The 26,496-nt window shown below is 73.9% G+C and carries 21 protein-coding genes; 18 read left to right on the top strand and 3 right to left on the bottom strand.

All coding sequences use genetic code 11. The annotated features are described in order from the left end of the window. Positions 1-18: 18 nt before the first annotated feature. Entirely contained in the window at positions 19-942 is a 924-nt protein-coding gene (gene murQ, locus P3T27_RS25840; RefSeq protein WP_280682529.1) for an N-acetylmuramic acid 6-phosphate etherase, read from the bottom strand. Between the two features lie 415 nt (positions 943-1,357). Here murQ and P3T27_RS25835 point away from each other — a divergent pair, with 415 nt between their 5' ends. Continuing rightward, the gene (locus P3T27_RS25835) at positions 1,358-2,254 is read left to right on the top strand and encodes a TIGR03621 family F420-dependent LLM class oxidoreductase (protein ID WP_280682527.1); all 897 of its coding nucleotides are present in this window, start codon (positions 1,358-1,360) and stop codon (positions 2,252-2,254) included. 173 nt (positions 2,255-2,427) lie between these two features. Further along, positions 2,428-3,348: an NADP-dependent oxidoreductase gene (locus tag P3T27_RS25830; RefSeq protein WP_280682526.1), complete on the top strand. Its 921-nt coding sequence runs from the start codon at positions 2,428-2,430 to the stop codon at positions 3,346-3,348. Between the two features lie 98 nt (positions 3,349-3,446). Here the strand turns inward: P3T27_RS25830 and P3T27_RS25825 are convergent, their stop codons facing one another. Together P3T27_RS25825 and P3T27_RS25820 are read right to left on the bottom strand one after the other, a co-directional pair. Next, entirely contained in the window at positions 3,447-3,875 is a 429-nt protein-coding gene (locus P3T27_RS25825) for a GNAT family N-acetyltransferase (protein ID WP_280682524.1), read from the bottom strand. A gap of 10 nt (positions 3,876-3,885) precedes the next feature. After that, positions 3,886-5,034, bottom strand: coding sequence for a helix-turn-helix transcriptional regulator (locus P3T27_RS25820; RefSeq protein ID WP_280682522.1), 1,149 nt, complete (start codon positions 5,032-5,034; stop codon positions 3,886-3,888). A 179-nt stretch (positions 5,035-5,213) separates the two neighbouring features. Here P3T27_RS25820 and P3T27_RS25815 point away from each other — a divergent pair, with 179 nt between their 5' ends. From P3T27_RS25815 to P3T27_RS25740, 16 genes are all read left to right on the top strand, one after another. Next, entirely contained in the window at positions 5,214-5,450 is a 237-nt protein-coding gene (locus P3T27_RS25815; protein ID WP_280682520.1) for a hypothetical protein, read from the top strand. A 569-nt stretch (positions 5,451-6,019) separates the two neighbouring features. Further along, positions 6,020-7,693, top strand: a complete 1,674-nt coding sequence (locus P3T27_RS25810) for a hypothetical protein (RefSeq protein WP_280682519.1) — start codon at positions 6,020-6,022, stop codon at positions 7,691-7,693. Then, complete coding sequence (locus P3T27_RS25805; RefSeq protein ID WP_280682517.1) at positions 7,690-8,832, top strand: Gfo/Idh/MocA family oxidoreductase; 1,143 nt, start codon at positions 7,690-7,692, stop codon at positions 8,830-8,832. The genes P3T27_RS25810 and P3T27_RS25805 overlap by 4 nt, the downstream gene beginning before the upstream one ends. Next, a complete protein-coding gene (locus P3T27_RS25800) occupies positions 8,829-10,094 on the top strand; it encodes a radical SAM protein (protein WP_280682515.1) in 1,266 nt (421 codons plus the stop codon). Before P3T27_RS25805 ends, P3T27_RS25800 begins: the two co-directional genes overlap by 4 nt. A gap of 103 nt (positions 10,095-10,197) precedes the next feature. Continuing rightward, the gene (locus P3T27_RS25795) at positions 10,198-11,820 is read left to right on the top strand and encodes a radical SAM protein (protein ID WP_280682512.1); all 1,623 of its coding nucleotides are present in this window, start codon (positions 10,198-10,200) and stop codon (positions 11,818-11,820) included. Positions 11,821-11,884: 64 nt separating this feature from the next. Continuing rightward, positions 11,885-12,706: a phosphotransferase gene (locus P3T27_RS25790; RefSeq protein WP_280682510.1), complete on the top strand. Its 822-nt coding sequence runs from the start codon at positions 11,885-11,887 to the stop codon at positions 12,704-12,706. Positions 12,707-12,749: 43 nt separating this feature from the next. Further along, on the top strand, positions 12,750-13,823 hold the full coding sequence (locus tag P3T27_RS25785) for a Gfo/Idh/MocA family oxidoreductase (protein ID WP_280682508.1): 1,074 nt from the start codon (positions 12,750-12,752) through the stop codon (positions 13,821-13,823). Between the two features lie 11 nt (positions 13,824-13,834). After that, a complete protein-coding gene (locus tag P3T27_RS25780) occupies positions 13,835-15,055 on the top strand; it encodes a cytochrome P450 (protein WP_280682506.1) in 1,221 nt (406 codons plus the stop codon). A gap of 97 nt (positions 15,056-15,152) precedes the next feature. Then, positions 15,153-16,049: a class I SAM-dependent methyltransferase gene (locus P3T27_RS25775; RefSeq protein ID WP_280682504.1), complete on the top strand. Its 897-nt coding sequence runs from the start codon at positions 15,153-15,155 to the stop codon at positions 16,047-16,049. A 744-nt stretch (positions 16,050-16,793) separates the two neighbouring features. Further along, entirely contained in the window at positions 16,794-19,076 is a 2,283-nt protein-coding gene (locus P3T27_RS25770) for a peptidase domain-containing ABC transporter (RefSeq protein ID WP_280682502.1), read from the top strand. Further along, positions 19,064-20,440 (top strand): condensation domain-containing protein, encoded by a 1,377-nt coding sequence (locus tag P3T27_RS25765; protein ID WP_280682500.1) that lies wholly within the window; start codon positions 19,064-19,066, stop codon positions 20,438-20,440. The genes P3T27_RS25770 and P3T27_RS25765 overlap by 13 nt, the downstream gene beginning before the upstream one ends. A 39-nt stretch (positions 20,441-20,479) precedes the next feature. Then, positions 20,480-20,740 (top strand): acyl carrier protein, encoded by a 261-nt coding sequence (locus P3T27_RS25760; protein WP_280682498.1) that lies wholly within the window; start codon positions 20,480-20,482, stop codon positions 20,738-20,740. A 6-nt stretch (positions 20,741-20,746) separates the two neighbouring features. Next, complete coding sequence (locus P3T27_RS25755) at positions 20,747-22,201, top strand: class I adenylate-forming enzyme family protein (protein WP_280682496.1); 1,455 nt, start codon at positions 20,747-20,749, stop codon at positions 22,199-22,201. After that, on the top strand, positions 22,198-23,886 hold the full coding sequence (locus tag P3T27_RS25750) for an AMP-binding protein (protein ID WP_280682494.1): 1,689 nt from the start codon (positions 22,198-22,200) through the stop codon (positions 23,884-23,886). The genes P3T27_RS25755 and P3T27_RS25750 overlap by 4 nt, the downstream gene beginning before the upstream one ends. Positions 23,887-23,991: 105 nt before the next feature. After that, positions 23,992-24,918: a cupin domain-containing protein gene (locus P3T27_RS25745; RefSeq protein ID WP_280682493.1), complete on the top strand. Its 927-nt coding sequence runs from the start codon at positions 23,992-23,994 to the stop codon at positions 24,916-24,918. A gap of 238 nt (positions 24,919-25,156) precedes the next feature. Next, complete coding sequence (locus P3T27_RS25740; protein WP_280682491.1) at positions 25,157-26,371, top strand: serine hydrolase domain-containing protein; 1,215 nt, start codon at positions 25,157-25,159, stop codon at positions 26,369-26,371. The last annotated feature ends 125 nt before the right edge of the window (positions 26,372-26,496 follow it).

Here is a 26,496-nt window from a genome sequence, read left to right as displayed (position 1 = left end):
GCTCGGGGAGTCGGGGGATCAGACCTGCTGGAGCGCGTCGCGCAGACGGCCGTCGGCGTGGTCGAGCAGCCGGGCGGCGGTCGGGCCGTCGACCGCGCCCAGGATCACCAGGATGGCGTTCTTGACCTCCCCGCCGGTCGCGGCGAGGGCCTGGCCCACGGCCGCGTCGTCGGCGCCGGTGGCGAGGGCGACGATGCGGCGGCTCCGGGCCCGGAGCTTGTCGTTGGTGGCCCGCAGGTCGACCATCAGGTTGCCGAAGGTCTTGCCCAGCCTGATCATCACCACCGTGGAGAGCATGTTCAGCACCAGCTTCTGCGCCGTCCCGGACTTGAGCCGGGTGGAGCCGGTGAGGAACTCCGGCCCGACCGCCACCTCGATCGCGATCTCCGCCGCGTGCCCGAGGGCCGAGCCCGGGTTGCAGGCCAGGGCGATGGTCATGGCGCCGGCGCGGCGGGCGGTCTCGACCGCGCCGATCGCGTACGGCGTCCGTCCCGACGCGGAGATCCCGACCACCGCGTCGGCGGCGGTGAGACCGATGCGTGCCAGGTCCTGCGCCGCGAGCTCGGGCCGGTCCTCCGCGCCCTCGACCGCCGTCACCACCGCGTCCGGTCCGCCGGCGATCAGCCCGATCACCTGGCCTTGCGGGCTGTTGAAGGTCGGCGGGCACTCGCTGGCGTCCAGGACGCCCAGCCGCCCCGCCGAACCGGCCCCGGCGTAGACCAGCCGGCCGCCCCGGCCGATCCGTTCCGCGACGGCGTCGACCGCCGCCGCCAGTTCGGGCAGACACCGGCCCACCGCCGCCGCCACCCCCTGATCCTCGGCGTTCATCAGGCGCAGGACCTCAAGGGTCGGCAGCCGGTCCACCTCGGCGAGGTCCGCGCGGTGGCGCTCCGTCATGAGGCTGTCCAACTGGGAGAGCAGATCGATGTGCTGATCGTTCATCGGGTGGGTCTCCTTCGGCTGACGGCACCGGCGCCGGTGCCGGGTGGGGAGTAGCCCGAACGTATCGGCTCGGCAGCCGTTCGTCGCCCAAGCTGCCCCACAGGTACAGGGTCGGGGCGGTGATCCGCCCGGCCTCGACGGCGAGCACGCCGGCGGGGGCGCGGTACCAGTTGAGCGTCGCGGTCAGCGCGCGGGGCCTGCGGCAGGCCCGCAATCCGTCAACGGCCGTGCGGCCTCCGACGCGGGGATCACCCCAGATCAGCCGACCCGAACCGAAACATGGAGGCTGACGTGTCCAGGCTCATCGTTCCGCACGAATGTGCTGGCGGTGATCGCTCACAGGTGGTGGACTGGCCGGCGGTGCTCGCCGATTGGGCGCGGGCACCGCCAATGTGTCTACGTGCAAGGAGCATTCATGGCCCGCCCGTTTCGTTTCGGCGTCACTCTGCTCACCCCGGCGGCGAGCGGCCAGTGGCGCGAGAAGTGCCGCACGGCGGAGATGCTCGGCTACGACGTGATCACGGTCGCCGACCACCTGAACAGGCCCGCGCCGTTCCCCGCCCTGGTCGCCGCGGCCGATGCCACCGAGAGACCCCGGCTCGGCACGTACGTGCTCGACTCGGGCTTCTGGAACCCGACGCTGCTCGCCCGCGAGGTCGCCACCACGGACCAGCTCACCGGCGGCCGCCTTGAGCTGGGGCTCGGCACCGGCTATTTGAAGTGGGAGCACGATGCGGCGGGCCTGCCCTTCGGCACGCCCGGCGAGCGCGTGACCCATCTCCAGCGCACGATCGATGAGTTGGACCGTCTGTACGGCTTGGACGACTTCGTGCCGCAGCCGCTGCAGCGGCCTCGCCCGCCGCTCCTGATCGGCGGCAACGGAGACCGCGTCCTGAAGCTGACCGCCCGGCACGCCGAGATCGCCTCGTTCACCGGAGGGCGCGCGGACCCGACCGGCAAGCCGATCATGCTCACAGCCGCGCAGCTGGAGGAACGCGTCGCCGCGTACCAGCGCTTCGCCGCCGACCGCGCCGAGCCGGCCGAGCTGAACCTCCTGATCTACACGGTCGTGGTCACCGACAACCGCCGGGCCGCCCTGCGGCCATCCCTCGACACCATGCCGTACCTCACCATCCCGGACCTCACCGAGGACGAGGCCCTCGAGCTGCCGACCTCCCTCATAGGCACGGTACGGCAGATGGCCGACCAGCTGCGCGCGCAGCGGGAGCGGTACGGCTTCACGTACATCACCGTCGTGGAGCCCGCGATGGAGGCCTTCGCCCCGGTCATCGAGGAGCTGCGCGGCGAGTGAGCGCCGCCGCGCTCCACCTGGCCCGTGCCCATGGAGGACGGAGCGGCCGCACCGGACCGGGCAGGTGCACCGGGTGCCGGTGCGGCCCGGGCCCCGTAGGCTGGCCAGGGCCGTCCGGGTGCGGGCGGGGCTCAGTGCGGGGGCGACGAAACCGGCTTCGGGAGGTCTGTTCCATGCGCGCGGTGACCTACGACTCCTACGCACCGGACAACTCCCGGCTGCGCTACGGGGAGACGGCCGATCCCAAGCTCGGACCGGGGCAGGTCCTGGTCCGGGTGCGGGCGGCCGGCGTCAACCCGGTCGACTGGAAGGTGATGGCGGGCGGTCTGGACGCCATGATGGAGACGGTCTTTCCGGTCGTCCCCGGCTGGGACGTGGCCGGGGTGGTCACCCGCACCGGCCCCGACACCCCCGAGTTCGCGGTCGGGGACGAGGTGCTGGCGTACGCCCGCAAGGACGTGGTGCAGGGCGGGACCTTCGCCGAGTACGTCGCGGTCGACGCCTCCGCGGTGGCGCGCAAGCCGGCCGGGCTGGACTGGGCCCGGGCCGGGGGGCTGCCGTTGGCGGGGCTGACCGCGCTGCGCAGTCTCGACCGGCTGGCGGTGGGCCCGCAGGACGTCCTGCTCGTGCACGGCGCGGCCGGTGGGGTGGGAAGTCTCGCCGTCCAGCTCGGGCGGGAGCGGGGTGCCCGGGTGATCGGCACCGCCTCCGAACGCAACCACGCCTTCGTGCGGGCGCTGGGCGGTGAACCGGTGACGTACGGGCAGGGCCTGCCCGAACGGGTCCGGGAGCTGGTGCCCGGCGGAGTGTCGGCCGTGGCCGACTTCGTCGGCGGGCAGCTGGAGACGACGCTGGCGGTGCTGGCGCCGGGCGGTCGGCACGTCTCGGTGGCGGATCCGACGGTCGAACAGCACGGCGGCCACTGGATCTGGGTCCGCCCGGACGGTGCGAAGCTGGCCGAGCTGGCGGCGCTGGTCGACCGGGGCGCGCTCGGCGTGGAGGTCGCGGGGACGTATCCGCTGGAGAAGACGGGGGAGGCCTTCGAGGCCAGCCGTACCGGTCACGTCCGCGGGAAGCTCGTGATCATGCCCTGACCCGGGCGGCCCCGGGCGGGTACCCGGGCGGCACCAGCGAGATCCCGGGCGCCCGGCCCGCGCGGCGGGCCGGGCGCAGTGTCCTCAACTCCCGCCCGTCAGGCGCCCATCAGGCGGTACATGCCGACCGAGTCGTGCGCGGCGGTGTCCGCGAAGCCGAACTTCTCGTAGAGGTGGCGCGCGGGGCCGTCCGCGATCAGCGAGACGTAGGCGGTGGCGGGCGCCCGGCGGTCGAGTTCCTCGGTGAGCGCGGCCATGATCCGCTTGCCGAGGCCGCGGCCCTGATGTGCGGGGTGCACGCAGATGTCGACGATCTGGAACGCGACGCCGCCGTCGCCGATGATCCGCCCCATGCCGATGGGCTCGCCCTCGTGGTGGAGGACCACGCCGTACCAGGTGTTGGGGAGGGCGAGCGCGACCGCCTCGGGTGCCCGGTCGGAGAGGCCGGCGTCGGTGCGCAGGCGGCGGAAGACCTCGGTGGTGGGTACACCCGCACGCAGCTCGTAAGGGTCGTTATCGCTATTCATATGTTACACCCTACCTGTCGGACGCTTCCCCGTCTTCGGGGAGTTCGGCCGGGTCCGCGTCGTCGGGGCGGTCGAGGAGGCCGGTGCGGGTGGCGATGACGGCGGCCTGGAAGCGGCTTTCGGCGCCGAGGCGTTCGAGGATGTCGGCGACGCGACGGCGGACGGTGCGCAGGGACAGGCCCAGGCGGCGGGCGATCGTCTCGTCCTTGAGGCCGGAGGCGAGCAGTCTCAGCAGCGTGGCGTCGATGTCGCGGGCGGCCTGTCCCAGGCCTTCGGCGCCGAGGGCGGTGGGGTCCTGGAAGACGGTGGCGTGGGTCCAGGTCTGTTCGAAGATGCCGCGGAGGTAGGCGATGAGATGGGGTTCCCGGACGACGACGGCGCCCCAGGTGGTGGAGTCGGTGGGCAGGAACGCGACGGTGTCGTCGAAGACGATGAGGCGGCCGAAGAGTTCGTGGGCGGTCCGGTACTCGCCGCCCAGCGCGGTGGCGGCGGCGACGTAGACCTGGGTGGGGCCGTGGAAGCGGACCGAGTGCTGCTGCAGGGAGCGCATGCGGATGCCGCGTTCGAGCAGGGCGCGGTCGCGGGCCAGGGCCGGTTCGAGGTTGGCGGGGTTGCGGGAGACGTCGCCGGGCTGGCAGGCGATGACCTCGTAGCGGCAGCGGGCGGCCTCCTCCTCCAGCAGTGCGTTGACCGCCGTGATGTCGGGCAGCACCGTCACCGCGTCCGGGGCGGCGTCGGGGACGCCGGGGTGGGTGAGGCGGGTGAAGCGCTGGATGTCCTCGCGCAGGGCGGCCAGGCGCTGCTGATGGGCGGCGGTCTCGGCGGCGATGCGGGCCTCGACCTCGGCGGCGAGGCCCGTGAGGGCGGTGCGCGGGGACAGGGCGCGGCCCTGCTGGGGATCGGCCGGATCGAAGAGGACCAGGTGCCGTTCGGCCAGCCGGGCCAGTGCCGCGCGGGCTTCCTGCGGATCGATGCCGAGGGCGCGGGCGAGGTCGTCGGGATCCAGCCGGCCGTGCGCGCGGACGTGGTCGTAGACCTGCCAGTCGACCGCGTCGTTTCCGTTGGGCCCCCCCGGGCCCGGCGGAAGCGCGGCGCATCCACCGCCTCGTGTGGACGGCGCCGGTTCCTCCGGCCCCGGCACACCGAGATTGTCCGTCATATCCGCTTCGGACACTTCCTCCCCCTGTCTCCTAGTGTCCTGACACTTTAATGACGGGCATCGTGCCTGGTCGCCGGAGGGTGCGCGGGGAAAGAATCCTGGCATCGACATGACCGCACCACCCCTTGTCGGTCCTGCCTTCGCTCCTTCTCCACACCTATGACTTCAAGGAGCTCGTTGTGAACCGTCTTCTCCGCGCCGTCGCCGGCGCCGTCACGGCCCTGACCGCTCTGTGTGCTCTCGCGGCAACCGCCGTCACCGGCGATCCGACGGGCCTCGCGCCGGTGGGCGCCCCGGGGTCGTCAACGGCCGCCCTCTCCCGGTCGGACGGCCCCGTCATCAGCGTCTTCAACACGTCCTGGGGCGATTGCCGCATCGGCCCTTCCAACCCGTGCGACGGCCGCACCGGCATGTAACGGCACCCCCGGGTAGCGCTACCACCCTGATCGAAGGCCCGCCGGCCACTGCCGGGAGCCTGCCGAAGGCCCGTCCTCCGTCCGAACTCCTGACGTCGATTCCGACCAGATCCATTCGAACGAGCCCCACCGCTCGACGCAGGCGACCGGGACGCTCCGCGCCCGCGCTCCTGGCCGGTGGACCGGTGCTGACGCGCCCGTTGACGCGGCGCCGACCTCCTGTGGATCAGGGGTTCCACGGTCCGACCGCCCAGGTGACCGCCGTCCGCCCGCCCGAGCGAGACCGCCTGCACGAACCCGCCCGTTCGCCTGAGCACGGCCGACCGGGCAGCCGCCGAGCGGTTGCCCGACGCCAGCGGGATGCCGCGCCGCAGCGCCCGGCACCGCGCCGCCGCCCTGTGCCGAACGAACAGCGAGCGTGCGGCGCCCGTTCGTCGTGCCCGATCCGAGGAGACCGTTGTGACTGTTCTGCCACTGCGTGCCCACGCGTGGCCGCGTCCGGCCGACGCGGCGCCGCAGGCACCGTGGGACCCTGCGTTCCCGCCCGCTGCCCGAAGGGGGGTGGCGCGGTGACCACCGATGTCGAAGCGGCCGCCCCAGGTACGGGACGGGGCGATGACGCCGCCGCGTTCACCGGACTCCGGCTGATCGAGGCCGTGACGGGACCGGTCTCGCCCGCCGACGTACGCGATGCCGTCTCCGAGGCTCTCGGCCCGCAGTTCCCGGCGGCGGCATGGCACACGCTCGACGGCCCGGACGGCCTGCCCCGCGCCATCGGCATCCGGATCGCCGGCCATCGCGTCCACCTGGACCTGGAACCGGCCGCGCCCGCCCGGCACCGCACCCTGGATCCCGTCGTACCGGAGCCCGCGCTCTGGCGGACCGCCGTGCTGACCGACGCACCCACGGGCGTCGCGCTGCCCGAACCGGTGCGGGAGATCGTCACGGCGGTACGGGAACGGGCCGACCGGCTCACCCGTGAGGAGGTCGACGCCGTCTGGTCCGCGATGCCGCTGCTGCGTCACTTCGCGGACCAGGGACCGGTGGTCGGCGACTGGGCGCTCGTCTTCCGCGACCACTACGTCGAGAACAGCGTCGGCTTCCTCCTCGCGGCGGAGCGGGCGGGCATCCCGCGCGAATGGATCTACTCACTGGCCAAGGGGGACCGCACGGCGGGCCGGCACCGGGTGCACGCCTGGTTCCGCGCCCGGGGCTACCGCAGCGCCCTGCTGGACAACTCCGTCATCGACGGAACCGCCCCCGGCCAGGAGGTCGCGGCCGCGCGACGGGTGGCCGCCGACGTCGACCGCTTCATCGCCGCCGCCCACCGCGCCGGACGCCGGGTGCTGGTCATCGACGATGGCGGGCTGCTCGCACGTTCCGCCGGACCGACCCGGCTGGTGAGCGAGCCGGTGGACGCCGTGGTCGAGCTGACGGTCAGCGGGCTCAAGCGGATCGGGGCCGGACCGCTCCCCTCCGTACCGGTCTTCAACGTCGCCCGCTCCCAGCTCAAGAGCCTGCTGTCGTACGAGGAGATCGCCGACTCCTGCCTCCGGCGGCTGCGCGAGATGCTGCCCGGTCAGAAGTTCATCGGGCGCCGCGTCGTCGCCGTCGGGTTCGGCACGCTGGGTGCCCGGCTCGCGCGCCGACTGCGCTCCCTGGGCTGCCGGGTCACCGTGGTGGACCAGGACACCCTGGCGCTGATCCAGGCCGCCGAGCAGGGCTTCGAGACCGAGCCGACGCTCCCCGCCGCGCTGCGGCGCTGCCGGCCCTTCCTGGTGACGGGCAGCACGGGCGAGCCGCTGCTGCGCCCGGAGGAGCTGCCGCTGCTGCCCGACGGGGTGCTGCTGGCCGGTTTCGCCACCAAGGACTTCAGTCTCCTGAGCACCGGGGGCGCGGGCGCCCCGGAGCACACGCTGACCGGCGTCGGCGTCCGCTACCGCCTTCCCGGCGGCGGCCGGGCCACCCTCCTGGGGGACGGCCGCTCGCTCAACCTCTTCGAGTACGAGGGCATCCCCAACTCCGGCTACGACGCCTACCGGGCCGGCACGCTGATCGCGGTCCGGGAGCTGTGCCGCCGGGCCGACGAGCTCGCCCCGGGCGTGCACGTGCGCGAGGTCGACGAGGCCGTCCGGGCGGCGGGCCTGTTCGAGACCTACTACGACACGTACGTCGCCGAGGCGCCCGCCGACCTCACCCGGGACGCCCCGCACGCGGCGGCGGAGGGGCAGGCCCGCCCGTGACCGGGGGAGGACACGCCTGTGTCGTCGGGTACGGCAGCGTGGGGCGGCTGCACGCCGAGGTCCTCACCCGGATGGGACTGAAGGTCAGCGTGCTGGACCCGGACCCGTCACGGCCCCCCGGCCCCTCGGTGTCGTGGTGGCGGAGCATGAGGCAGGTCCCCGACGTGCGGGACGTCGACGTCTGGGTGGTGTGCACACCGACGCACACCCACCTGCCCGTCGTGGCCTCGGTGCTGGCCCAGGACGCCGCGGCCCGCATCGTGGTGGAGAAGCCCGCCTGCCGCGCCGCGGAGACCACCGCGTTCACCGAACTGCTCGCCACGCTGCCGGCGGCCAGGGTCGTCGTGATGAACCAGTACCGGGAAGCCGCCGTGCTGTCCTCGATGGCGCGCCTGGTCGCCCGCGAGGCGCCCGGCGAACCCATCCGGGCACTGCGCGTCGTGTTCGCCAAGGACCGCAGGCCCGACGTCGCCCGGGGCCGCTTCGTCGACCGGGACCACGGCGTCTTCGGGTACGAGTGGCTCCACATGCTCGCGGCGCTCGGGCACTTCCTGCCCGCCTCCGGCTACGACGCCTATCTGCACGGCCCCGTGGCGCCGGGCTCGCTGCGCGTGGCGCACGACCCCGATCTCGTCCTCGCCGCCGCGCACGAGCGCACCACGGTGCGCGGCGTGGCGGTGGAGCTGTTCTCCACCGTCGCGGGCGAGGGGGCCGAGGCCGCGCTCCCGCGTCCGGCCTGGACGCGGGACTACCCCACGGCCATCGGGGAGCGGCAGCGCCTGGTACGGGTGGAGACGGCGTCCGCCCACTTCACCGCGGAGCTCGAACCGCTCGGCGGCCCCGCGCACGAGCAGGTCCGCCGCGACGTGCACCGGATCACCGTGCGGACCTCGGCCGGAGACCGCCGGCTCGAAGTCGTCGACCCGCTCATCAAGAACGCCTGGACCGGGATGCTCGCGTCCCTGTCGGGCGTCACCTGCCCGCCGCCCGACCTGCGCACGCTGCGCCGGATCGCCTCCCTGATCGGCACCGTGTGGCCGTGGGCCGCCGATCCGGCCCTGGTCGGCGCCGAGCGGACCGGCCGTCCGTCCGGCCTGGCCGTCGAGCCCGTCTTCTCGCCCCGACAGGAGTCCGCATGAGCCAGGTGTGTTTCGTCGTTTCCGAGGACGAGTTCGAACGCCACTTCCTCCAGCAGCCGTTGGACGTGCTCAACGCCGCGGCGGTCCTGCGGCAGGACGGGGTGGGGGTGAGCCTGTGGGACCGCCGGCTCCACCCGCTGCCCGCCGGCGGGGACACCCCCGACCTGGTGGTCGTGGTGACCGCCGTCGCCGACCGGGCGCAGTGCTACCCCCTGGACCTCGGTCCGGTGAAGGAGACGGTGGCCGCGGTGCGCGAGCTGTGGCCCGGCGTGCCCGTGCTCGCCTGCGGACCGCACGCCACCCACCTGCCGCAGGCGTGCCGGCGCGAACTGGGCGTGGACCACGTCGCCCGGGGCGAGGCCGACTCGGCCGCGGTCCAGGCCGTGCGCGACATCCTGCACCGGCGCGCCCTCACTCCCGTGCTGCCCGCGGCCGGCACCTACCCGGACCTTCCGGTCGACCAATGGCCGCTTCCGGCCTACGAGTTGACGGACCCCCTCGCCTACACGGCCGAGGTCGTGGTCGACGGGCGGACCCGCCGGGCGGCCTGCGGGCTGGTGATGGGCGTACGCGGCTGCAGCTACGGATGCTCCTTCTGCCACCTGCCCTTCGGTGCCCGGATGCGGGACCGGCCGGTCGAGCAGACGCTGGCCGAGACCGCCGCGCTCCAGGCGCGCGGCACCGAGTCGGTGTTCTTCCTGGACTACGTCTTCGGCCTGCACCGGACCTTCTACGACGAGCTGTGCGGCGGCCTGACCGGCTCCGGCCTCGAATGGACCGGCCAGACCCGTGCGGAGGTGGTGCTGCGCACCGACGTCCGGCGCTGGGCGGACGCCGGCTGCCGGGGTATGTGGCTCGGTGCGGAGTCCCCTGGGGTCGCCGACACCGGAGTCGGCAAGCGGGTGCCGCCGCAGAAGGTGTCCGAGGCCATCCACAAGCTGGCGGACGCCGGCATCAAGCCCTTCGCCTTCGTCCTCCTGGGACTGCCCGACGACCCGGCCTGCGCCAGCGGCGAACTGGTGGACTGGGCGGCCGGGCTGCCCGCGGACTTCGGACTCAACCAGCTCGTGCTGCGTCCGGGGACCACGCTCTACGACCGGCTCGCCCCCGACTACAACGACGGGCGGACACCCGCCTCGTGGGCCGAGGTCGCCGAGGTCACCCGGCGCTACCGGCAGGCGTATCCGACGGACCTGGACGCCCAGTGGGACCGGCTGACCGCCCTGCCCAACTACCTGGGCAACGCCATGGCGGCCGCGTGAGGCCCGCCGTGCTCCGGCCGGCCGCCGTGACTCCCACCGGCGTCGGACCGGTCGGCCCGGTCCCCGCCGTTCCCGTTCCCGATGCCGAGGAGAAGGACAGCCTGTGCGCGCGCTGCTGATGTGCGGTCTTGGACCGAGCTACGTCAATCTCGACTACCTGCGGGGATCGCTGTTCGACACCAGCGGCACCGGCCGCGACGCCCGCACGCGTGCCATGCTGGAGCGCGGGGGCTGCGCGGACCTGGACTTCACCGACTTCACCTACACCGCCGACGGCGGGCAGCGGACCCTGTGCCGCCCGCGGACCACGTCCGTGCCCCACCTGACCACCTTCACGCTGGAGGCGATCCTCCAGGAGGCGGACCAGGACTACGCGCGCGTCGACCTGGCCGGGGTGTGGTCGGGCCAGGCCGTCCTGCCGCCCGGGGACTTCGACGTCGTGCTGCTGTCGACCACCTACATGTGGAGCAAGGCCATCTTCGCCCGGGTGATCGACTGGATCGCCGAGCGGCTGCCCTCCGTCCCCGTCGTCTGCGGCGGCCAGTACACCAACCTGAAGTTCCTCCAGGTGATGTCGGACTTCCCCGGCGTGACCGCGGTGGTGCGCGGCGACGGCGAGCAGGCCCTGCCCGCCGTGCTGAAGGCGGTGGGCGCGAACCGCTCCCTGGAAGCCGTCCCCGGCGCCGTGTGGCGCGACGGCGAGCGGGTCCGGGTGAACCCGCTGGAGTACCTGGACCTTGAGGCGCACCCCTCGCCGCGCCTCAAGGGCCGGGTCCCGATCGTCCCGTACGAGTCGATGCGCGGCTGCCCCTTCGACTGCAAGTTCTGCTCGTTCCCGGCGGCCTCTCCCAAGTGGCGTTACAAGTCCGCGGAGAAGATCCGGGACGACTGGATGGCCTACGCGGCCGAGAACGACGCGCAGATGATCTCCGCGATGGACTCCACCTTCACCGTCCCGCCCACCCGGCTGCGCAAGCTGCTGGAGCTCCTGCCGGCGGCGGGGGTGCGCTGGGAGGGCTTCAGCCGCGCCAACACCGTCGACTCCGCCGCGCTGGTGGACGCGCTGCTGGAGGCACACTGCTACAAGCTGCACATCGGCTTCGAGGCGATGAGCGACGAAGTCCTCAAGCTGATGAGCAAGCGGGTCACCGCGAAGCAGAACCGTCGGGCCTTCCACGCGCTGCGCGAGAGCGAACTCGGCTACGTGATCTTCTTCATGATCGGCTACCCGGGGGAGACGCCCGAACTCTTCGGTGAGACGCGGGACTTCCTCATGCAGGAGTACTCCGGCCACTTCATGCTCAACTTCTTCTCGATCTCCGACGAGACGATGCCGCTGTGGCAGGACCGGGAACGCCTGAAGATCGAGGTCGAGGACCCGGACGACACCCACACCTGGTGGTCGCACATCGGGATGAACAGCGACGACGCCCGGGGACTGCAACTGGACGCGCTCGACGGCATCCGCGAGCAGAACGACGACGCGGTGCTGCTGCTGTGGCAGCACCAGTTCGACCACTGGCTGATGCCGGAGCGCAGCCGCCGGGAGAACCTGCGGGTGGAGAAGTGCATGGAGCGCATCGCCCTGGCGCCGCGGGTGCACACCGACGTCGACACCGGGGCGCGCCAGATCCACCAGCAGATGCGCAGGCTGCGCGACCTGGGCGTGGAGCCCACCGGCGCACGGGCCTTGGCGGCGCGGGCACTGGCGGGCGCCCGCTCGTGAGCACCACGGGCGAGGGCGGGACGGCACGAGGGGAGCGGGAGCGGTGAGGGACGGGGAAGAGCATGTGGGCATATCGACCGTGGTGCGCGTCGGAGACACGGTGCGCCGCCCGCCCGGCCCGTGGACGCCGGCGGTCCAGGGGCTGCTGACCCACTTCGAGCGCGTCGGTTTCGGCGCCGCCCCGCGGGCGCTCGGCTTCGACGCGCAGGGGCGTGAAGTCCTGGAGTACGTCGAGGGCCACGTGCCGCAGGGCCCGGAGGTGGCGGAACTGCCGGACCGCGCGGTGTTCGAGGTGGGGCGCCTGATGCGCCGGGTGCACCGGGCCGCCGAGGGGTTCTCCCCGGAGCCCGCCCGCTGGGCGTACGAGCCGGCCACCTCGGGTGCGGAGACGGTCGTGTGCCACAACGACATCGCACCGCGCAACACCGTCTTCGTGGACGGCCTCCCGGTCGCCTTCATCGACTGGGAGGCCGCGGGCCGGGAGATCCCGGAGTGGGATCTGGCCCAGGCCGCCTGGCAGTTCGCGCCCCTGACGGACGAGCGCGGTTGCGAGGCCCTCGGGTGGCGGGCACCGCCGGACCGCGGGCACCGCCTCCGGCTGCTGGCCGAGGGGTACGGGCTGCCGCCGGACCGGCGCGCGGGCCTGGCCGGGCTCGCCGCGGCCCGGATCCGGTTCACGCTGGACCTGGTCCGGCGGCGGGCGGCGGAGGGTGAGCCCGGCTTCGTCCGGCTGGTGGAGTCGGGCGTCGCCGACGGCATCGAACGCGACGCCCGGTGGACCGAGGCGCACCGGGACGAGCTCACCGCGGCACTGCTCTCCGGGAGCCCGCTCTCCGGGAGCGCGCTCGCGGAGGAAGCGCCCGAGCCGGCCGACCTGTCCGCCTGAGCGTCGGAGCGCCCCCATCAGCACGATCGGTAGGAAGGACAGGATGCTCAGATTCGGCATCATCGGAGCAGGAGTGATCGGCGGGGTCCACGCCCGGACCCTCGCCCGGCTGCCCGGACGGGCCACCCTGGTGGCCGTCGCGGGCCACCGCCCGGACCGCGCCCGCGCCCTGGCGGCCGAGCACGGTTGCGCGTGGCACGCGACGGCGCGGGAACTGCTCGACCGGCCCGACCTGGACGCGGTGTGCGTCTGCGTGCCCAGCGGCCTGCACGCCGAGATCGGCGAAGCCGCCCTGCGGGCGGGCAAGCACGTCCTGGTGGAGAAGCCCCTCGACGTGAGCCTGGAGGCGGCCGACCGGCTGATCGGGGCGGCCCGGTCCACCGGGCGCACCCTGGGGGTCGTCCTCCAGCACCGGTTCGACCCCGCCGCCAGGTTCCTGCACGACTCCGTCCGGGAGGGCGCCCTGGGCACCCTCACCTCCGGGCACGCGGAGGTGCCGTGGTGGAGGTCGCAGGGCTACTACGACTCCGGGCAGTGGCGCGGGACGCTCCGCCTCGACGGTGGCGGAGCGGTCATGAACCAGGGCATCCACACCCTCGACCTGCTCCAGTGGATCATGGGCGAGGCGGTCGAGGTGACGGCCCGTACGGCGCTGCTGGCCCACCGGGGCCTCGACGTGGAGGACACCGCGGCGGGGGTGATCCGCTTCGCGAACGGCGCGCTGGCCACCGTCCTGGCGACGACGGCGGCGTACCCGGGGCGCACCGCACGGCTGACCGTCCACGGCGACCGGGGCTCCGCGGTCCTCGACGACGACCGGATGGCCTGGTTCCACGCCCGCGCGGACGGCGACACCGGGGACGCGTACGGCGCGTACGGAGCCGGCGACCAGAGCGCCGACCTCCCGCTGCGCCATGACGGGGAGCGCGACCCCACGGGCATGCCCGGCACCCCGCACCGCGACCAACTGGCGGACTTCTGCGACGCCGTGGAGCACGGACGGCCCCCCGCGGTGAGCGGGGAGGAGGCACGCCGCTCACTCGCCCTGACGCTCGCCCTGTACGAATCCGCGCGCACGGGACGGGCCGTACGCCCGAACGCACCCGGCGCGCCGTGAAGGAGACCTCGATGACCAGCCCAGAACTCGCCGACCTGCTCTACGGCGACTACTCCGAGACGGACCCCCGCGAGGCCCTGCGGGCCATGGCGACCGTCCCGGCCATGAAGGACCCGCGCAGCGGGGCGCTCTTCGTGACCGGCTACGACCTGGCCCGGGAACTCCTGACGCACCCGGGGCTGACCAGCGCCACCCTGCGCGACCCCCTCGCCGGCACCGGTCTGACCGACGAACAGATCGCCCTGCACCGGCCGGTGCGGGACTTCGTCGCCCTGTGGCCGGTGTTCAGCTCCGGCGCCTACCACCAGGACATCCGCTCCCGCATCCGTCCGGCCCTCGACCGCAGGAACGTCACCTCCCTCGTCGCGGAGCTGGCAGGCGACTGCCGGGACCTGCTGACCGGACTCCGGGACCAGGGCGGGGAGTGCGACTGGATCAGCGAGTTCTGCCGCCCCTACTCCCTGTCGATGCTGGCCCGGCTCTTCGGCACCAGCACCGACCACATGACGGACCTCGCCCGGGCGACGGACGGCCTGATGGCCTATCTGGCCAAGCCCAGGTCGTACACCGACGACGATCTGGCGCGCGAGGCGAACGCCGCGCTGGACCGCGCCCGCGCCGAGGTGCGCGAGCACATCCTGGACCAGGCCGAGGGCGAACTCGCCGTGATCCTGCGGGACATCGCCGCCGATCCCGGGCTGGGGCACGACGTCGCGGTCGCCGTGACGGCGCAGATCGTCACCGGCACCCTCGACCCGCTCGCCGCCATCCTGACCGAGATGGTCATGCGGGGCGGCGAGCAGATGGCGACCGTCGCCGGTCCGGAGGTGGAATCCGCCTCCGCGCTGGGGGAGTTCACCGACGAGGTGCTCCGGATCAGCTGCCCGTTCCGGTTCGCCCCGCGCTACGCCCTCCAGGACATGGAGATCGCCGGCCACCAGGTCGGCGCCGGGCAGCGGGTCATGCTGATCCTCGCGGCCGCGAACCTCGACGCCACGGTCTTCCCCGACCCCCTCGCCTGGCGGCCGGGCGCCCACGAGGCCCGCCCGTTGGCCTTCGGCGCCGGCTCCCACTACTGCGTCGGCGCCGCCCTGGCGCGCGGCGCGACGGACGCCCTGTGCCGGGTCCTCGTGACGGAACGCATCCAGGTGCGCCACGACCCCGCCACCTTCAAGCGGGCCGCGCCGCTGGGCGCCGACCGCATCCTCGGGCTTCGCGTCCGCATCCACTAGCCGGTGCCGGAACCTGTGCCGGAGCCGGTGCCCGTCGCCGGCCGGACTGAACGTCGACCCCGGGCCCCTCGGGTCCGCGGGGAAGGAGTCGCCCCTCATGCCCAGTCCCACCCCCGCCCCGCCCGTGACCTCCCGGGGCAAGCCCGTCGAAGCGCCCGACCGCGACGGCGACCGCATCGCGGGGCTCTTCGACCGTGCCGCGGCCACCTACGACCGCGTGGGCATCGACCTCCTCCCCACCGCGGGCCGCCTCCTGGTGGCGCACGCCCGGGTCGACGAGGGCGAACACGTCCTGGACGCCGGGTGCGGCACCGGCGCGAGCCTCTTCCCGGCGGCCCGCGCGGTCGGCCCCCGGGGCAGCGTGACGGGCATCGACCTCGCCCCGGCGATGGTCGAGCGCGTGCGGCAGCAGTCCGCCGAGCACCGACTGCCCTGGCTGCGCACGTACGTCGCCGATGTCGAGGACCCGCACCGCGCGGCCCTCCACGCGCCGGCCGGCGGCTTCGACGTCGTCACGGCGGGCATGCTGGTCTCCTTCCTCCGCCGACCCGACCGGGCCTTTCGCAGGTTCCGGTCGGTGCTGCGTCCCGGCGGACGGCTGGCGCTCTCCTGGTGGGGCCCGGAGGCGCCCGGCTGGGGCCGCGTGGTGGAGGCGACCAGGCCCTTCGGCCCGGGCACGCGCGAGGAGATCGAGACCGCCGTCCCGGGGCAGAGCCCTCCGCTGACCCCGGAGCTCGTCCGCAGGCTCGCCGACGAGGCGGGTTTCGCCTCCGTCGAGCTGTACGAGGAGCGCCTGGAGGCGACCTTCCGGGACACCGGCCACTGGTGGACGTGGACCTGGTCCACCGCCGCGAGGGCGTTCTGGGAGAGCGTCCCGCCCGATCGCCTGCCGGCCGCCCGCGCCGCGGCCGAGAGCGCCCTGGCGGCGCTGCGCGCGCCCGACGGGACCCTGCCGTACGTGCTCACGGCGAACTTCGCCGTCTGCCGGCGCTGACGACCGCAGGGAATGCCGTCCGGCCGCGCCGCTTCACGGAAACCTCCGCGCGAAAAACCTCCGCACGCAAAACCTCCGCGCGCAAACCGCTACGTTAAATTGCGTCGATCGTCGGTGGATTTCCGAATTCCCCGGGCCGCGCACCGGGCGCGGTGCTTTCGCGTGCCCGATTCCGGTGGGACCATCGAATTCGGGGAATTCAGAGAAATTGCCACTTCGGGTCTTGCCCGTTCGGCGCCCAGGGTTCTACAGTTTGGACATCCGGTCAGCCGGACCGGGAGATTGAGGCACAATCAATCCGTGCTTCCCCTCACCACACGACCTGGTGCTGTTGCGGCCTTCGGCCGGCCACCGGTCTCCGGCGGCTCTTCCCGAGGAAATCGAGGAAATCGCCGTATCCGCGACAGAATCCGGTCCGCGGTCGCGAGGAAGCCTTTTCAGAAGGGAAACGTCATGAACAACTTCGACGACATCGACATCACCGAGCTGTCCGACGAGGAGCTGGACGACATCGTGGGCGGCCAGTTCTCCGTGAGCGCCAGCTGCGTCATCTGACGACGGTACCGCTCGGCCGGGCGGTGATCCCGCCCGGCCCACCGCGGCGGACCTGAGTCCGTGCCGGGCCCGCCGGGGAGGCGCGAACACCGCGTCCGCGTCTCGCCGGCGGGACACACCAGTACCGGCGTGTGCCGGGAGTCCTTCCCGGCGCACGCCGGTGACGTGCAAGGAAAGGGACCGGGATCGATGACCGGTGAATCGCGCTTCCGGCCCGAGGCGCTCGAACACCACCGCAGGCGCGATGGTCTCGGGCCGGTCCTCGGCCACCCTCCCGCCGCGCCCCGGCCCGTGGGATTCGCCGAGCGGATGGCGGCCGTCCGTGAGCGACTTCCCGGCCGCTCGGCCGCCAGGCGGCTGTCCGTCTGCTTCCAGACGCAGGTCAGCGACTGCGGCCCCGCCGCCCTGGTGACGGTGCTCCGGCACCACGGCATCGACGTGTCCCTGGACGCGGTCCGCGCCCGGGCCGACTCCGGCCGCAACGGCGCGTCGGCCCGCACCCTGCTGGAGATCGCCCGCGAGTACGGCGTGAAGGGCCGGGGCGTGCGCGCCGACCTGGACGCCCTGCGGCGGCTGCGGCCCGGCGCGATCCTGTTCTGGAACTTCAACCACTTCGTGGTCCTGGAGGGCGCCGGCAAGGAGTACGTGGACGTCGTCGACCCCGCGTACGGGCGACGGCGCCTCAGCAGGGCGTCCGTCGCGGAGTCCTTCACCGGGGTGGCGCTGGAGTTCGAACCGCCCCTGGACGGGACGACCGCGGCCACCCGCGGCACGGAGACCGGCAGCCCCTGGCGCCGGTTGCGCCAGTTCCTGCCCGGCCGCCGGGAACTGGTCCTCCTCCTGGCGGCCTCCGCCGGACTGATGGCCTTCGAACTCGCGCTGCCGCTCACCGCGGGGATCCTCGTCGAGCGGGTGGTGCCGGACGGCTCCACCGCCACCCTGTGGGGCGCCGGGGCGTTGCTCGCCGGGCTCGGAGTCCTCTTCTTCCTCCTCCAGCTGGCCAGGTCGGTCCTGGTGGCCAAGCGCCAGGCCGTGATCGAGAAGCGGCTCACCCTCGGGATCGTCAGTCACATGGCGGACCTGCCCTACGACTTCTTCACCGTGCGCAACTCCGGTGACCTGGCGATGCGGGCCCGTGCCAGCAACGTCCTCATCCAGGTGCTGAGCGTGACCGCCGTCTCGGCCGTGCTCGACAGCGTGCTGGTGGTCGCGTACCTGATCGCGATCGTCCTGACCAACCCCCCGATGGCCGCCCTGGTCGCCGCCCTGGTCGCCGTCCAGGCCGGCCTCCTCGTGATCACCTGGCGCCGCCAGACGGAGCTGAGCCAGGAAGTCCTCGAACGCCAGACCAAGGCGCAGGAGGAACTGGTGGAGATGCTGGAGAGCATCTCCTCGCTGAAGTCCAGCGGCCTGGAGGGCCGGGCCGCGGAACGCTGGTCGCACACCCTGGTCCACGAGGTCAACAAGCGCCTGGGCGCCCGCCGCAACCTCGCCCTCTTCTCCTCCCTCAGCCGTACGGTGCAGTTCGGCGCCCCCCTCGCCGTCCTGCTCGTGGGGATCTGGCTGGTGCTGACCGGCCGTGACTCGCTGGGGGAGGCCATGGGTTTCATGACGCTGACGATCGCCCTGTTCATCCCGCTGGAGGGGATGTTCGACGCCGGTTCCCAGCTCGCCGCCGTCCGGCCCACCCTCGCCCGGCTCGACGACGTCCTGCGCGCCGCCCCCGAGCCGCGCGGCGCCCTGGTCGGCGCGGGCGTCGCCGAGCCGGGCCGGATCGCCGCGAGCGGGGTCTCGTTCCGCTACCCCGGCGCCCCCCGGCCCACCCTCAGCGATGTCGAACTCGACGTCCAGCCGGGGCAGTTCGTGGCCATCGTCGGCCGCTCGGGATCCGGCAAGTCCACCCTGGGCATGCTGCTGGCCGGGCTGTACGTCCCCACCGGCGGCACGATCACGGTCGACGGCATGAGCCTCGGCGAACTCGACCGGCCGACGTACCGGCGCCGCATCGGCTACGTCAACCAGAACGCCCACCTCTTCGGCGGCTCGATCCGCGACAACATCCTGCTCGGCAGCGAGGACATCAGCGAGGCCGACCTGAAGCGCGCCGTCCAACTGGCGCACATCCACGGGGAGATCAAGGTGATGCCGATGGGCTACGACACCCTGGTCGCCCCCGGCGGGCACGGGATGTCGGGCGGCCAGCGGCAGCGGATCGTCCTGGCCCGGGCGCTGGCCAAGCAGCCGAAGCTCGTCATCCTCGACGAGGCGACCAGCGCCCTGGACCCGGCGCTGGAGGAGGCCATCATGCGCGACCTGCTGGCCGCCGGGATCACCGTCGTCGTCATCGCCCACCGCCTCACCGTGCTGGACGACGCCGACCAGGTCATCGTCATGCGCGACGGCCGGATCGTCGAGGCGGGCCCGCCCGCCGCCCTCAAGGAGAGCGGGGAGGAGTACCTGTGCCTGACCTGACCCCCGCCCGGCCGGCGCCCGGCACCCCCGTGCCGCTCACCTACGAACAGGACTGGTTCCACGCGAAGACCCGCACCAGCGCCTGGGCCCACAAGAACGTCCGGCTGAGCTACGAGATCCTCGGCGACCTCGACACCGACGCGCTGCAGACCGCCGTCCGCGCCTTCGTGGTGCGGCACGACGCCCTGCACCTGCAACTGCCGCCGGACCCGGGGCCGAGCCCCCGGCAGTGGACCCGGCCCATCGGCGCGGGGGAACAGGTCGTCGAGTGCCAGAAGATCGGCGCCGGCTCGCCCGAACAGTTCTCCCGCTACGCCTCGGCCCTGCTCTCGCGCGACTGCGTCGCCCCGTGGCAGTACGGCGAGCAGCGGCCGTTCGCCATCCGGCTGCTGCGGTACGACGAGGGCCGGCACGCGCTGCTCGCGACCTTCCAGAACCTCGTCTTCGACGGGCGGGCGCACCACCTGTTCGGCCACGAGGTCTGGCGCGACTACGAGGCCGCCCGGCGCGGTGACCCCGTACCGGAGAGTGCTCCGTCGTTCGTGGAGGCCGCCGCCCGGCAACGGGCCGGCACCACCGAGGCCCGGCGGGAGCGGGCCCTGGCCGACTGGCGGGGGCGCCTCGGGTTCCTGGCCCGCACCCCGTGGGCGCGCCCGGACACCGCGGCGGGCACGGCGACGGCCGCCGCGACGGCCGCCGAGAGCGGGCGGCTCCGGGCCGAACTCGACGCCGGGACCACCAGGGCGCTGCGCCGCGCCTGCGCGGAACGCCGCCTCAGCCTGCTGCAGTGGACGGTCGGCTCCTTCGTCCACGCGCTGGCCTCCCGCACCGGCCGGACCGAGGTGGGGCTGTGGACCTCCATGGACTCCCGGCCGTCCAGGGACCGGGACGTGGTCGGGATGTTCGCCGGCTCCTGCCCGCTGACCGTCGCCGACGCCGGCGGCGACCCCGACGCGGTACGGGCGCAGGTCCGCGCCCAACTGCTGAACGCGCTGAAGCACCAGCGGCTGACCGCCGAGGAGATCTCGGCGCTGACGCGGGAGACCGAGGCGCAGTACGGCGCCCCGGTCAGCCGGGACCTCTACGTGAACCTGCGCAGGTTCGAGGGCGACTACGCGAGTTCCCGGGACACCGGCCCGCTGCGGGTCACCGCCGACGCCCACGCACTGCGCCGGATCGCCTTCACGGACACCCACGCACTGCACCTGCGGTGCGCCGAGTTCCGTGACCGGCTCCTCATCGGCCTGCTCTTCGACGGGCGGCGGGTGGCCCGGCCGCTGGCGCAGACGCTCCTCGACGACGTGCTCGCCGCGGCCGCCGCCACCGCGCGGACGGCCGGCCAGGAGCGCGAACCCGCCCACTGAGCAAGCCCGTTCCGCTCCTCACCCACCCCAGGAGGTGCCATGCCCCCCGCCCCGATCGACGCCGTACTGGCCGCGGCGAGCGAGGTGTTCGGCCGGCGGGCCGAACCGACCGACGACTTCTTCTCCCTCGGCGGCGACTCCGTCGCCGCGGTCGAACTCGCCGCCGAGCTGGAGGAACGCCTGGGCATCGAGGTCGACAACGAACTGGTCGTCGCCCTCCCCGACCTCGCCGCCCTGGCCACCTCCCTCGCCGCCATGCTCGCCGAAGCGGCCCCCGCCCTGTCGACACCCGAACACTGAGGAACCATGCGCCCCCACCTCTGGGACCCGTGGGCCACCGCGCGGACGGCCCCCGACCGTACGGCCGTCGTCGCCGACGACGAGACGTACACCTTCGCCGAGCTGACCAGCCGCGCGGACGCCCTGGCGGGCGCCCTGCGGGCCCGGGGCGTTCCGGACGGCACGATCCTGTCCACCGACATCCCCACCGGGCCCCGCTTCTTCGCGCTGGTCCTCGCCGCGCTGCGGCACGGACACGGCCTCTTCCCGATCGCCCCGAACCTGCTGGCCCTCCCCGAGGGCCCGTCCCTGCTGACGGACGCGGGCGTTGCGCTGCACCTCACCACGGGGGCGCCGACGGCGGGCGGACCGACCCTGCCCTGCCCCGTCGTCGGCGACGACGACCTGCTCGCCGGGGTGGCCCACGCGCCGGCCGTCCCCGCTCCGGCCCCGCCACCCGCCGCGGGCCACCTCGTCTTCGCGACCTCCGGCACCACCGGCCTCCCGCAGGCGGTCGTCCGGACCCGCCCCAACCGGCCCTACAAGGGGGTGGCCGTCGCCGAGCGCTACGGCGCCGGCCTGAGCCGGGGCCCGCACCTGATGGCCAATCCCACCTACCACCTCGGCACGCTGGGCCCCGCCCTGTACGCCCTCCAGGCGGGCAGCGCGGTCGTCGTCCAACGCACCTGGTCCACCAGCGGGTTCGCCGAGCTGGCCGACCGGTACGCGGCGGACAGCGTCATGCTCAGCCCGGACCGGCTGACCGATCTGGTCACGGCGGGGCAGGCCCCGCACCGGCGGTTCCAGGTGGTCTTCCACGGCGGTGCGGCCTGCCCGCCGGCGGTGAAGCGCGCGGCCATCGACCTGTTCGGGCCGGTCCTGCACGAGTACTACGGGACGTCGAAGAGCGTCCTGACCGAGATCACGGCTCCGGAGTGGCTGGACAAGCCCGGTTCGGTCGGCCGTCCGCTGCCCGGGATCCGCATCGAGGTCACCCGCGACGGCCGGGCGCTGCCGCCGGGGGAGGTCGGGGAGATCGGGATCCGGCTGCGCGCCGCCGACCGGGACCCGTCCGAGGCGCCCGTGCACGCCACCGGGGACGTCGGCTTCCTCGACGCCGACGGCTACCTGTTCGTCATCGGCCGGGCCGGGACCCCGCAGGAGCTGCGCACCGCCCAACTCGAACACGAGATCCGGCTGCTGCCCGGCGTCACCGACGCGGTCGTCCTCGGCGACCCGGCCCCGGTCTGCTTCGTGGAGCACGGCGACGGCCGCGCGCTCCCCGACCCGGTTCCCGCCATCGAGGCCTCGGCGCGCCGGATCGGCCTGCCCGCACCCCGGGTCGTCCTGTCGGCCTCCGGCTCGCTGCCCCGCACCCCCAGCGGCAAGATCCGGCGTGCTGAACTCGCCGGTGTCGCAGCCGGTTTCACCGGGGCCGGGGCCGGGGCCGGGGCCGGGGCCGAGGCCGAGGGCCGCGGATGACCGCGGAGCCGCAGCCCGGGACGGCCCACGACTGGCTCGTGCGCCATGCGCGGCGCCGGCCCGACGCGGTCGCGCTGACCTGTCTCGACGGGGACGCGGTACGCCGCCTGAGCTACCGTCAGCTGCACGCTCTCGTGGCCTCGGTCGCCGCGGCGCTGCCCGCCCTCGGGGCCCGGACTGGCGACCGGATCGTCCTGGTGTTGCCGAACGACGAGTCCTTCGCCGCCGTGCTGCTGGCGGCCGTCGGACGGGGGATCGTGCCGGTTCCCGCGCCCACCCCGGCGACCACGCGGACCGAGGCGTTCGGCCGGCGGCTGCGGGGCATCGTCGCCGACTGCCGCCCCGCCCTGGTCCTCACCACCGCGTCCTGGCGCGACGCGATCTGCACGGCGCTGGGGGACCTCGACGTCCCCGGCGGGGTGCACAGCTGGCCGGACCGGGCGGTCCGGGACACCGGTGCTCACCCGCCGGACGCCCCTGGGTCCGACACTCCCGTCTTCGCGCCCGACGCCCCCGCCTTCCTGCAGTACACCTCGGGATCGACCGGCTCCCCCAAGGGAGTCGTCATCAGCCACCGGGCGCTGCACGCCGCCTGTGCCCAGGCCGCGCTCGTCTACGGCGAGGGCCCGGAGGACGTGGCCGTGACCTGGGTGCCGCTCCACCACGACATGGGGCTCGTCACCGGAGTCCTCAGGCCGCTCTACAGCGGCTACGCATCCGTCCTGATGCCGCCCGAGGCGTTCGCCCGCCGTCCGGGAGCCTGGCTGTCGGCCATCACCGCCTACGGCGGGACGCTGTCCAGCGCGCCCGACTTCGCCTACGCGCTGTGCGCCCGCAAGGTCACCGACCGCGAGCTGGCCGCCCTCGACCTGCGCACCTGGCGGGTCGCCCGCAGCGCGGGCGAGGTGGTGCGGGCCACCACGGCCGAGCGGTTCACCGCGCGGTTCTCCGCAGCCGGATTCTCCCCACGGAGCCTGTGCCCCTCCTACGGCATGGCGGAGGCCACCCTCACCGTCACCACCTGCACCCCGAGCCGCCCGCCGGTCCGGCTGGCCGTGCGCACCGACGCCCTGCGGGCGGGGGAGGTGGTTCCGGCCGCGCCGGGGGCACCCGCCACCGTCCTGCTCTCCTCGGGAACGCCGTTGCCCGGCACCGAGGTGCGGGTGCGCGACACGTCCGCCGGGCCGGACGACGGCCCGCGCGTCGGGGACGTCGTCATCCGCGGGCCGCAGCTGTTCAGCGGCTACTGGCCGGCGGCGGACCGCCCGACCGGGTGGCACGCGACCGGGGACCGGGGGTTCACCCATGACGGCCACCTGTTCGTCGTCGGCCGGGCCGATGACGTACTCGTCCACCACGGCAGGAACTTCTACCCGGCGGACATCCTCGCGGCCTGTGAGGACGTGCCGGGCCTGCGGCCCGGGCGCTGCGCCGCCTTCGGTGTCGAGGACGGGGAATCCGGCGGCCGGGTGTGCCTGGTCGCGGAGGTGGCGGACGGCCCCGGCATGCCCCCGGCCATCCAGGTGGCCGCCCAGGTGCGGCGGCGGCTGGCGGTCTCCGTCGACCTGTACGTCTCCGAGGTCGTCCTCCTGCCCCGGGGCGGGCTGCCCGTGACGACCAGCGGGAAGGTGCGGGTCGGCGAGACGAGGCGGCGCCTCGCGCGGGGGACGCTTCCCCGCCTGTGACGCCCTGCGCGGCCGCGCGCGGAAGCCCCCGAGGAAACCACCAGCGGACAGAACCAGCGGACAGAACCAGCGGACAGACCAGCGGAAGAAGAGGGAAGAGGAACCGTGCACGCTCCGACACTGGCTCAGTGGGTCGGCGACCCCGCCGCCTTCACCACCGCGTACTGGCGCCGCCGGCCGGGTGTCTTCCGGCCGGACGGGGGAGTGCGCAGCCCCTTCGCCCTGGCCGACGTCGACGCCGCGCTCGCCACCGGTTTCCTGCCCGAGCCCTACGTGGAGATGACCCGCGCCGAGGACCCGCTCGGCCGTGACGACTACCTGACACCGCGCGCGGTCCACGAGTCCTCGTACGGGGGGTTCGCCGACGAGAAGAAGATCCGGGCCCTGCTCGACGACGGCGCGACCCTGCTGATGCGCCGGATCGACCAGTGGCACGGCCCGACCCGGGACCTGCTCGCGCGGCTCTCCGCCGAACTCCAGCGGGCGGTGGAGGCGTTCTGCTTCGTGACGCCTCCCGGTACCCAGGGGGTGCCCCTGCACCGCGACGACGCCGACGTCCTCGTCCTCCAGCTGAACGGGAGCAAGTCCTGGCGGGTCCACGAGGGGCCGGCGGACGGCAACTGGCGGCACGGCCGGGTCGACGGCGAGCCACCGGCGGAGGTGCTGCGGGCCACCCTGCGCGCCGGCGAAGTCCTCTACATCCCCCGGGGCTTCGCCCACCAGGCCGTCGGCAACGAGGGCCTGTCGGTGCACCTGTCACTGACCATCCGCGAGATCCACATGGGCGACCTGTTCCGCAGCCTCCAGAAGCTCTCCGCCAAGTCCATGACCATCGAGACCCGCCCGCTGGACGACGCCGCCGTCCTGGCCGCGGCCACCGCGATGCTGGAGCACGTCCGCGCCGCCGTCGCCGACCTGACGCCCGAGGACCTGGTGCGCCACGCGCGGCGCCGGAAGCTGGCCGCCCTGCCCGCACCGCGCTCGCCGATCTCCCTGACCGCCGTGGCAGCCGGGCACGACGGCCCGGCGTGACCCGGTGCGGCCCGGCGTGACCCGGCGTGACTCGGAGTGACCTGGCGACGTCGCCGAGCCCGGTGGGCCAGGCCTCCTCCCTGAGGCGTATGACCTCCTTTGATGGGCGTACGATCGGTTCCTCCCGGCGGTGGATGACGGATCATCAGGTCGGCGGGAAGGCTTGGTCGTCAGGGGTGGGCGGGGGCCTGCCACGGGCGAAGGGGGAGAGATGGCGCGTCGTAGGGTTTGCGTGCTGGTGACGGCGGTCTGTCTGGCACTGGCCGCGCCGGTCGCCTCGGCGGCTGCCGCCGACACCGGTGCCGGCGGGGCGACCGGCGCGATCAAGGACAGGCGCGAGGCGCGGGCGGCGGCGCTGAGGGCGGTGACGGGGGCCGGCGCGGTCGCGGCGATCGCCCAGGTCAGGGACGACGGCGGGCTCTGGCGGGCGGGCTCGGGCGTCGCCGACCTGGCCACCGGTACCCCGGTGCGGACGGACGGGCGGTTCCGCGCCGGGAGCATCACCAAGATGTTCACCTCCACCACCGTGCTCCAGCTGGTGGGGGAGGGGCGGGTCGGCCTGGACGAGCCGGTCGAGCGGTACCTGCCCGGGGTGGTCCCGAACGGTACGCGCATCACCGTCCGGCAGCTGCTCAACCACAGCTCCGGCCTCTGGGACCCGACCAACGAGAAGGGCGGGCTGTTCCCCGACTCGACCGACGTCGACGCCGTCCGGGCCTGGCTGGACCAGGGCGGCCTGACCCGTACGATCACCCCGGAGCAGGTGGTGGCCACCTCGGTGGCGCACGCGCCCAACTTCCCGCCGGGCACCAGGTTCAGCTATTCGAACGTCAACTACACCCTGCTCGGCATGATCATCGAGCGGGTGACCGGGCACGGCTACGCGCAGGAGATCGGCGCGCGCATCCTGCGCCCGCTGGGGATGAGCGGGACGTACTTCCCCGGGACGGCCACCGATCTCCGGGGCCCGCACGCGCACGGCTACGTGACGCTGGTCGAGGGCCCGGGCCCGGCGGACCGGAGCATCCGGGACGTCACGGTGGCCAGCGTGTCCTGGGCGAACTCGGCGGGCGAGCTGATTTCCACCCTGGACGACCTGAGCCGCTTCGAAAAGGCCCTGCTGGGCGGCCGGTTGCTGTCGCCCGGGCTGTTGCGGGAGATGAACACCACCATCCCGGTGGAGGTCGACGGCCGGCCCACAGGCCTGGACTACGGCCTGGGGCTCGCCCGGCTGCAGCTGTCCTGCGGGCCGGTCTACGGGCACGACGGCGGGGTGCCCGGCTACAGCTCGCAGCTGTGGAGCTCCGGCGACCGACAGGTCGCGATGTCCGTCACCACCAACGGCGACCTGAGCCAGATCACCGCGCAGCTCGTCGCGGAGGGCGCCTTCCTGGAGGAGGCCTTCTGCGGCACCCACCAGGCCACGGCCGGTGTGCAGCCGAAGCTCGGCTGAGGTGCGACGCGGGCACGGCTGATCCTCCGGCGTGGGGGGGGCGGCCCCCCCCCGGGCCCCCCCCCCCCCCCCCCCCCCCCCCCCCCCCCCCCCCCCCCCCCCCCCCCGCCCCCCCCCCCCCCCCC

Origin of the sequence: Kitasatospora sp. MAA19 (assembly GCF_029894125.1) — a bacterium.
Taxonomy (GTDB): Bacteria; Actinomycetota; Actinomycetes; order Streptomycetales; family Streptomycetaceae; genus Kitasatospora.
Note: the sequence above shows the minus strand (reverse complement) of the source record. Positions and strands in the feature narration are given on the sequence as shown.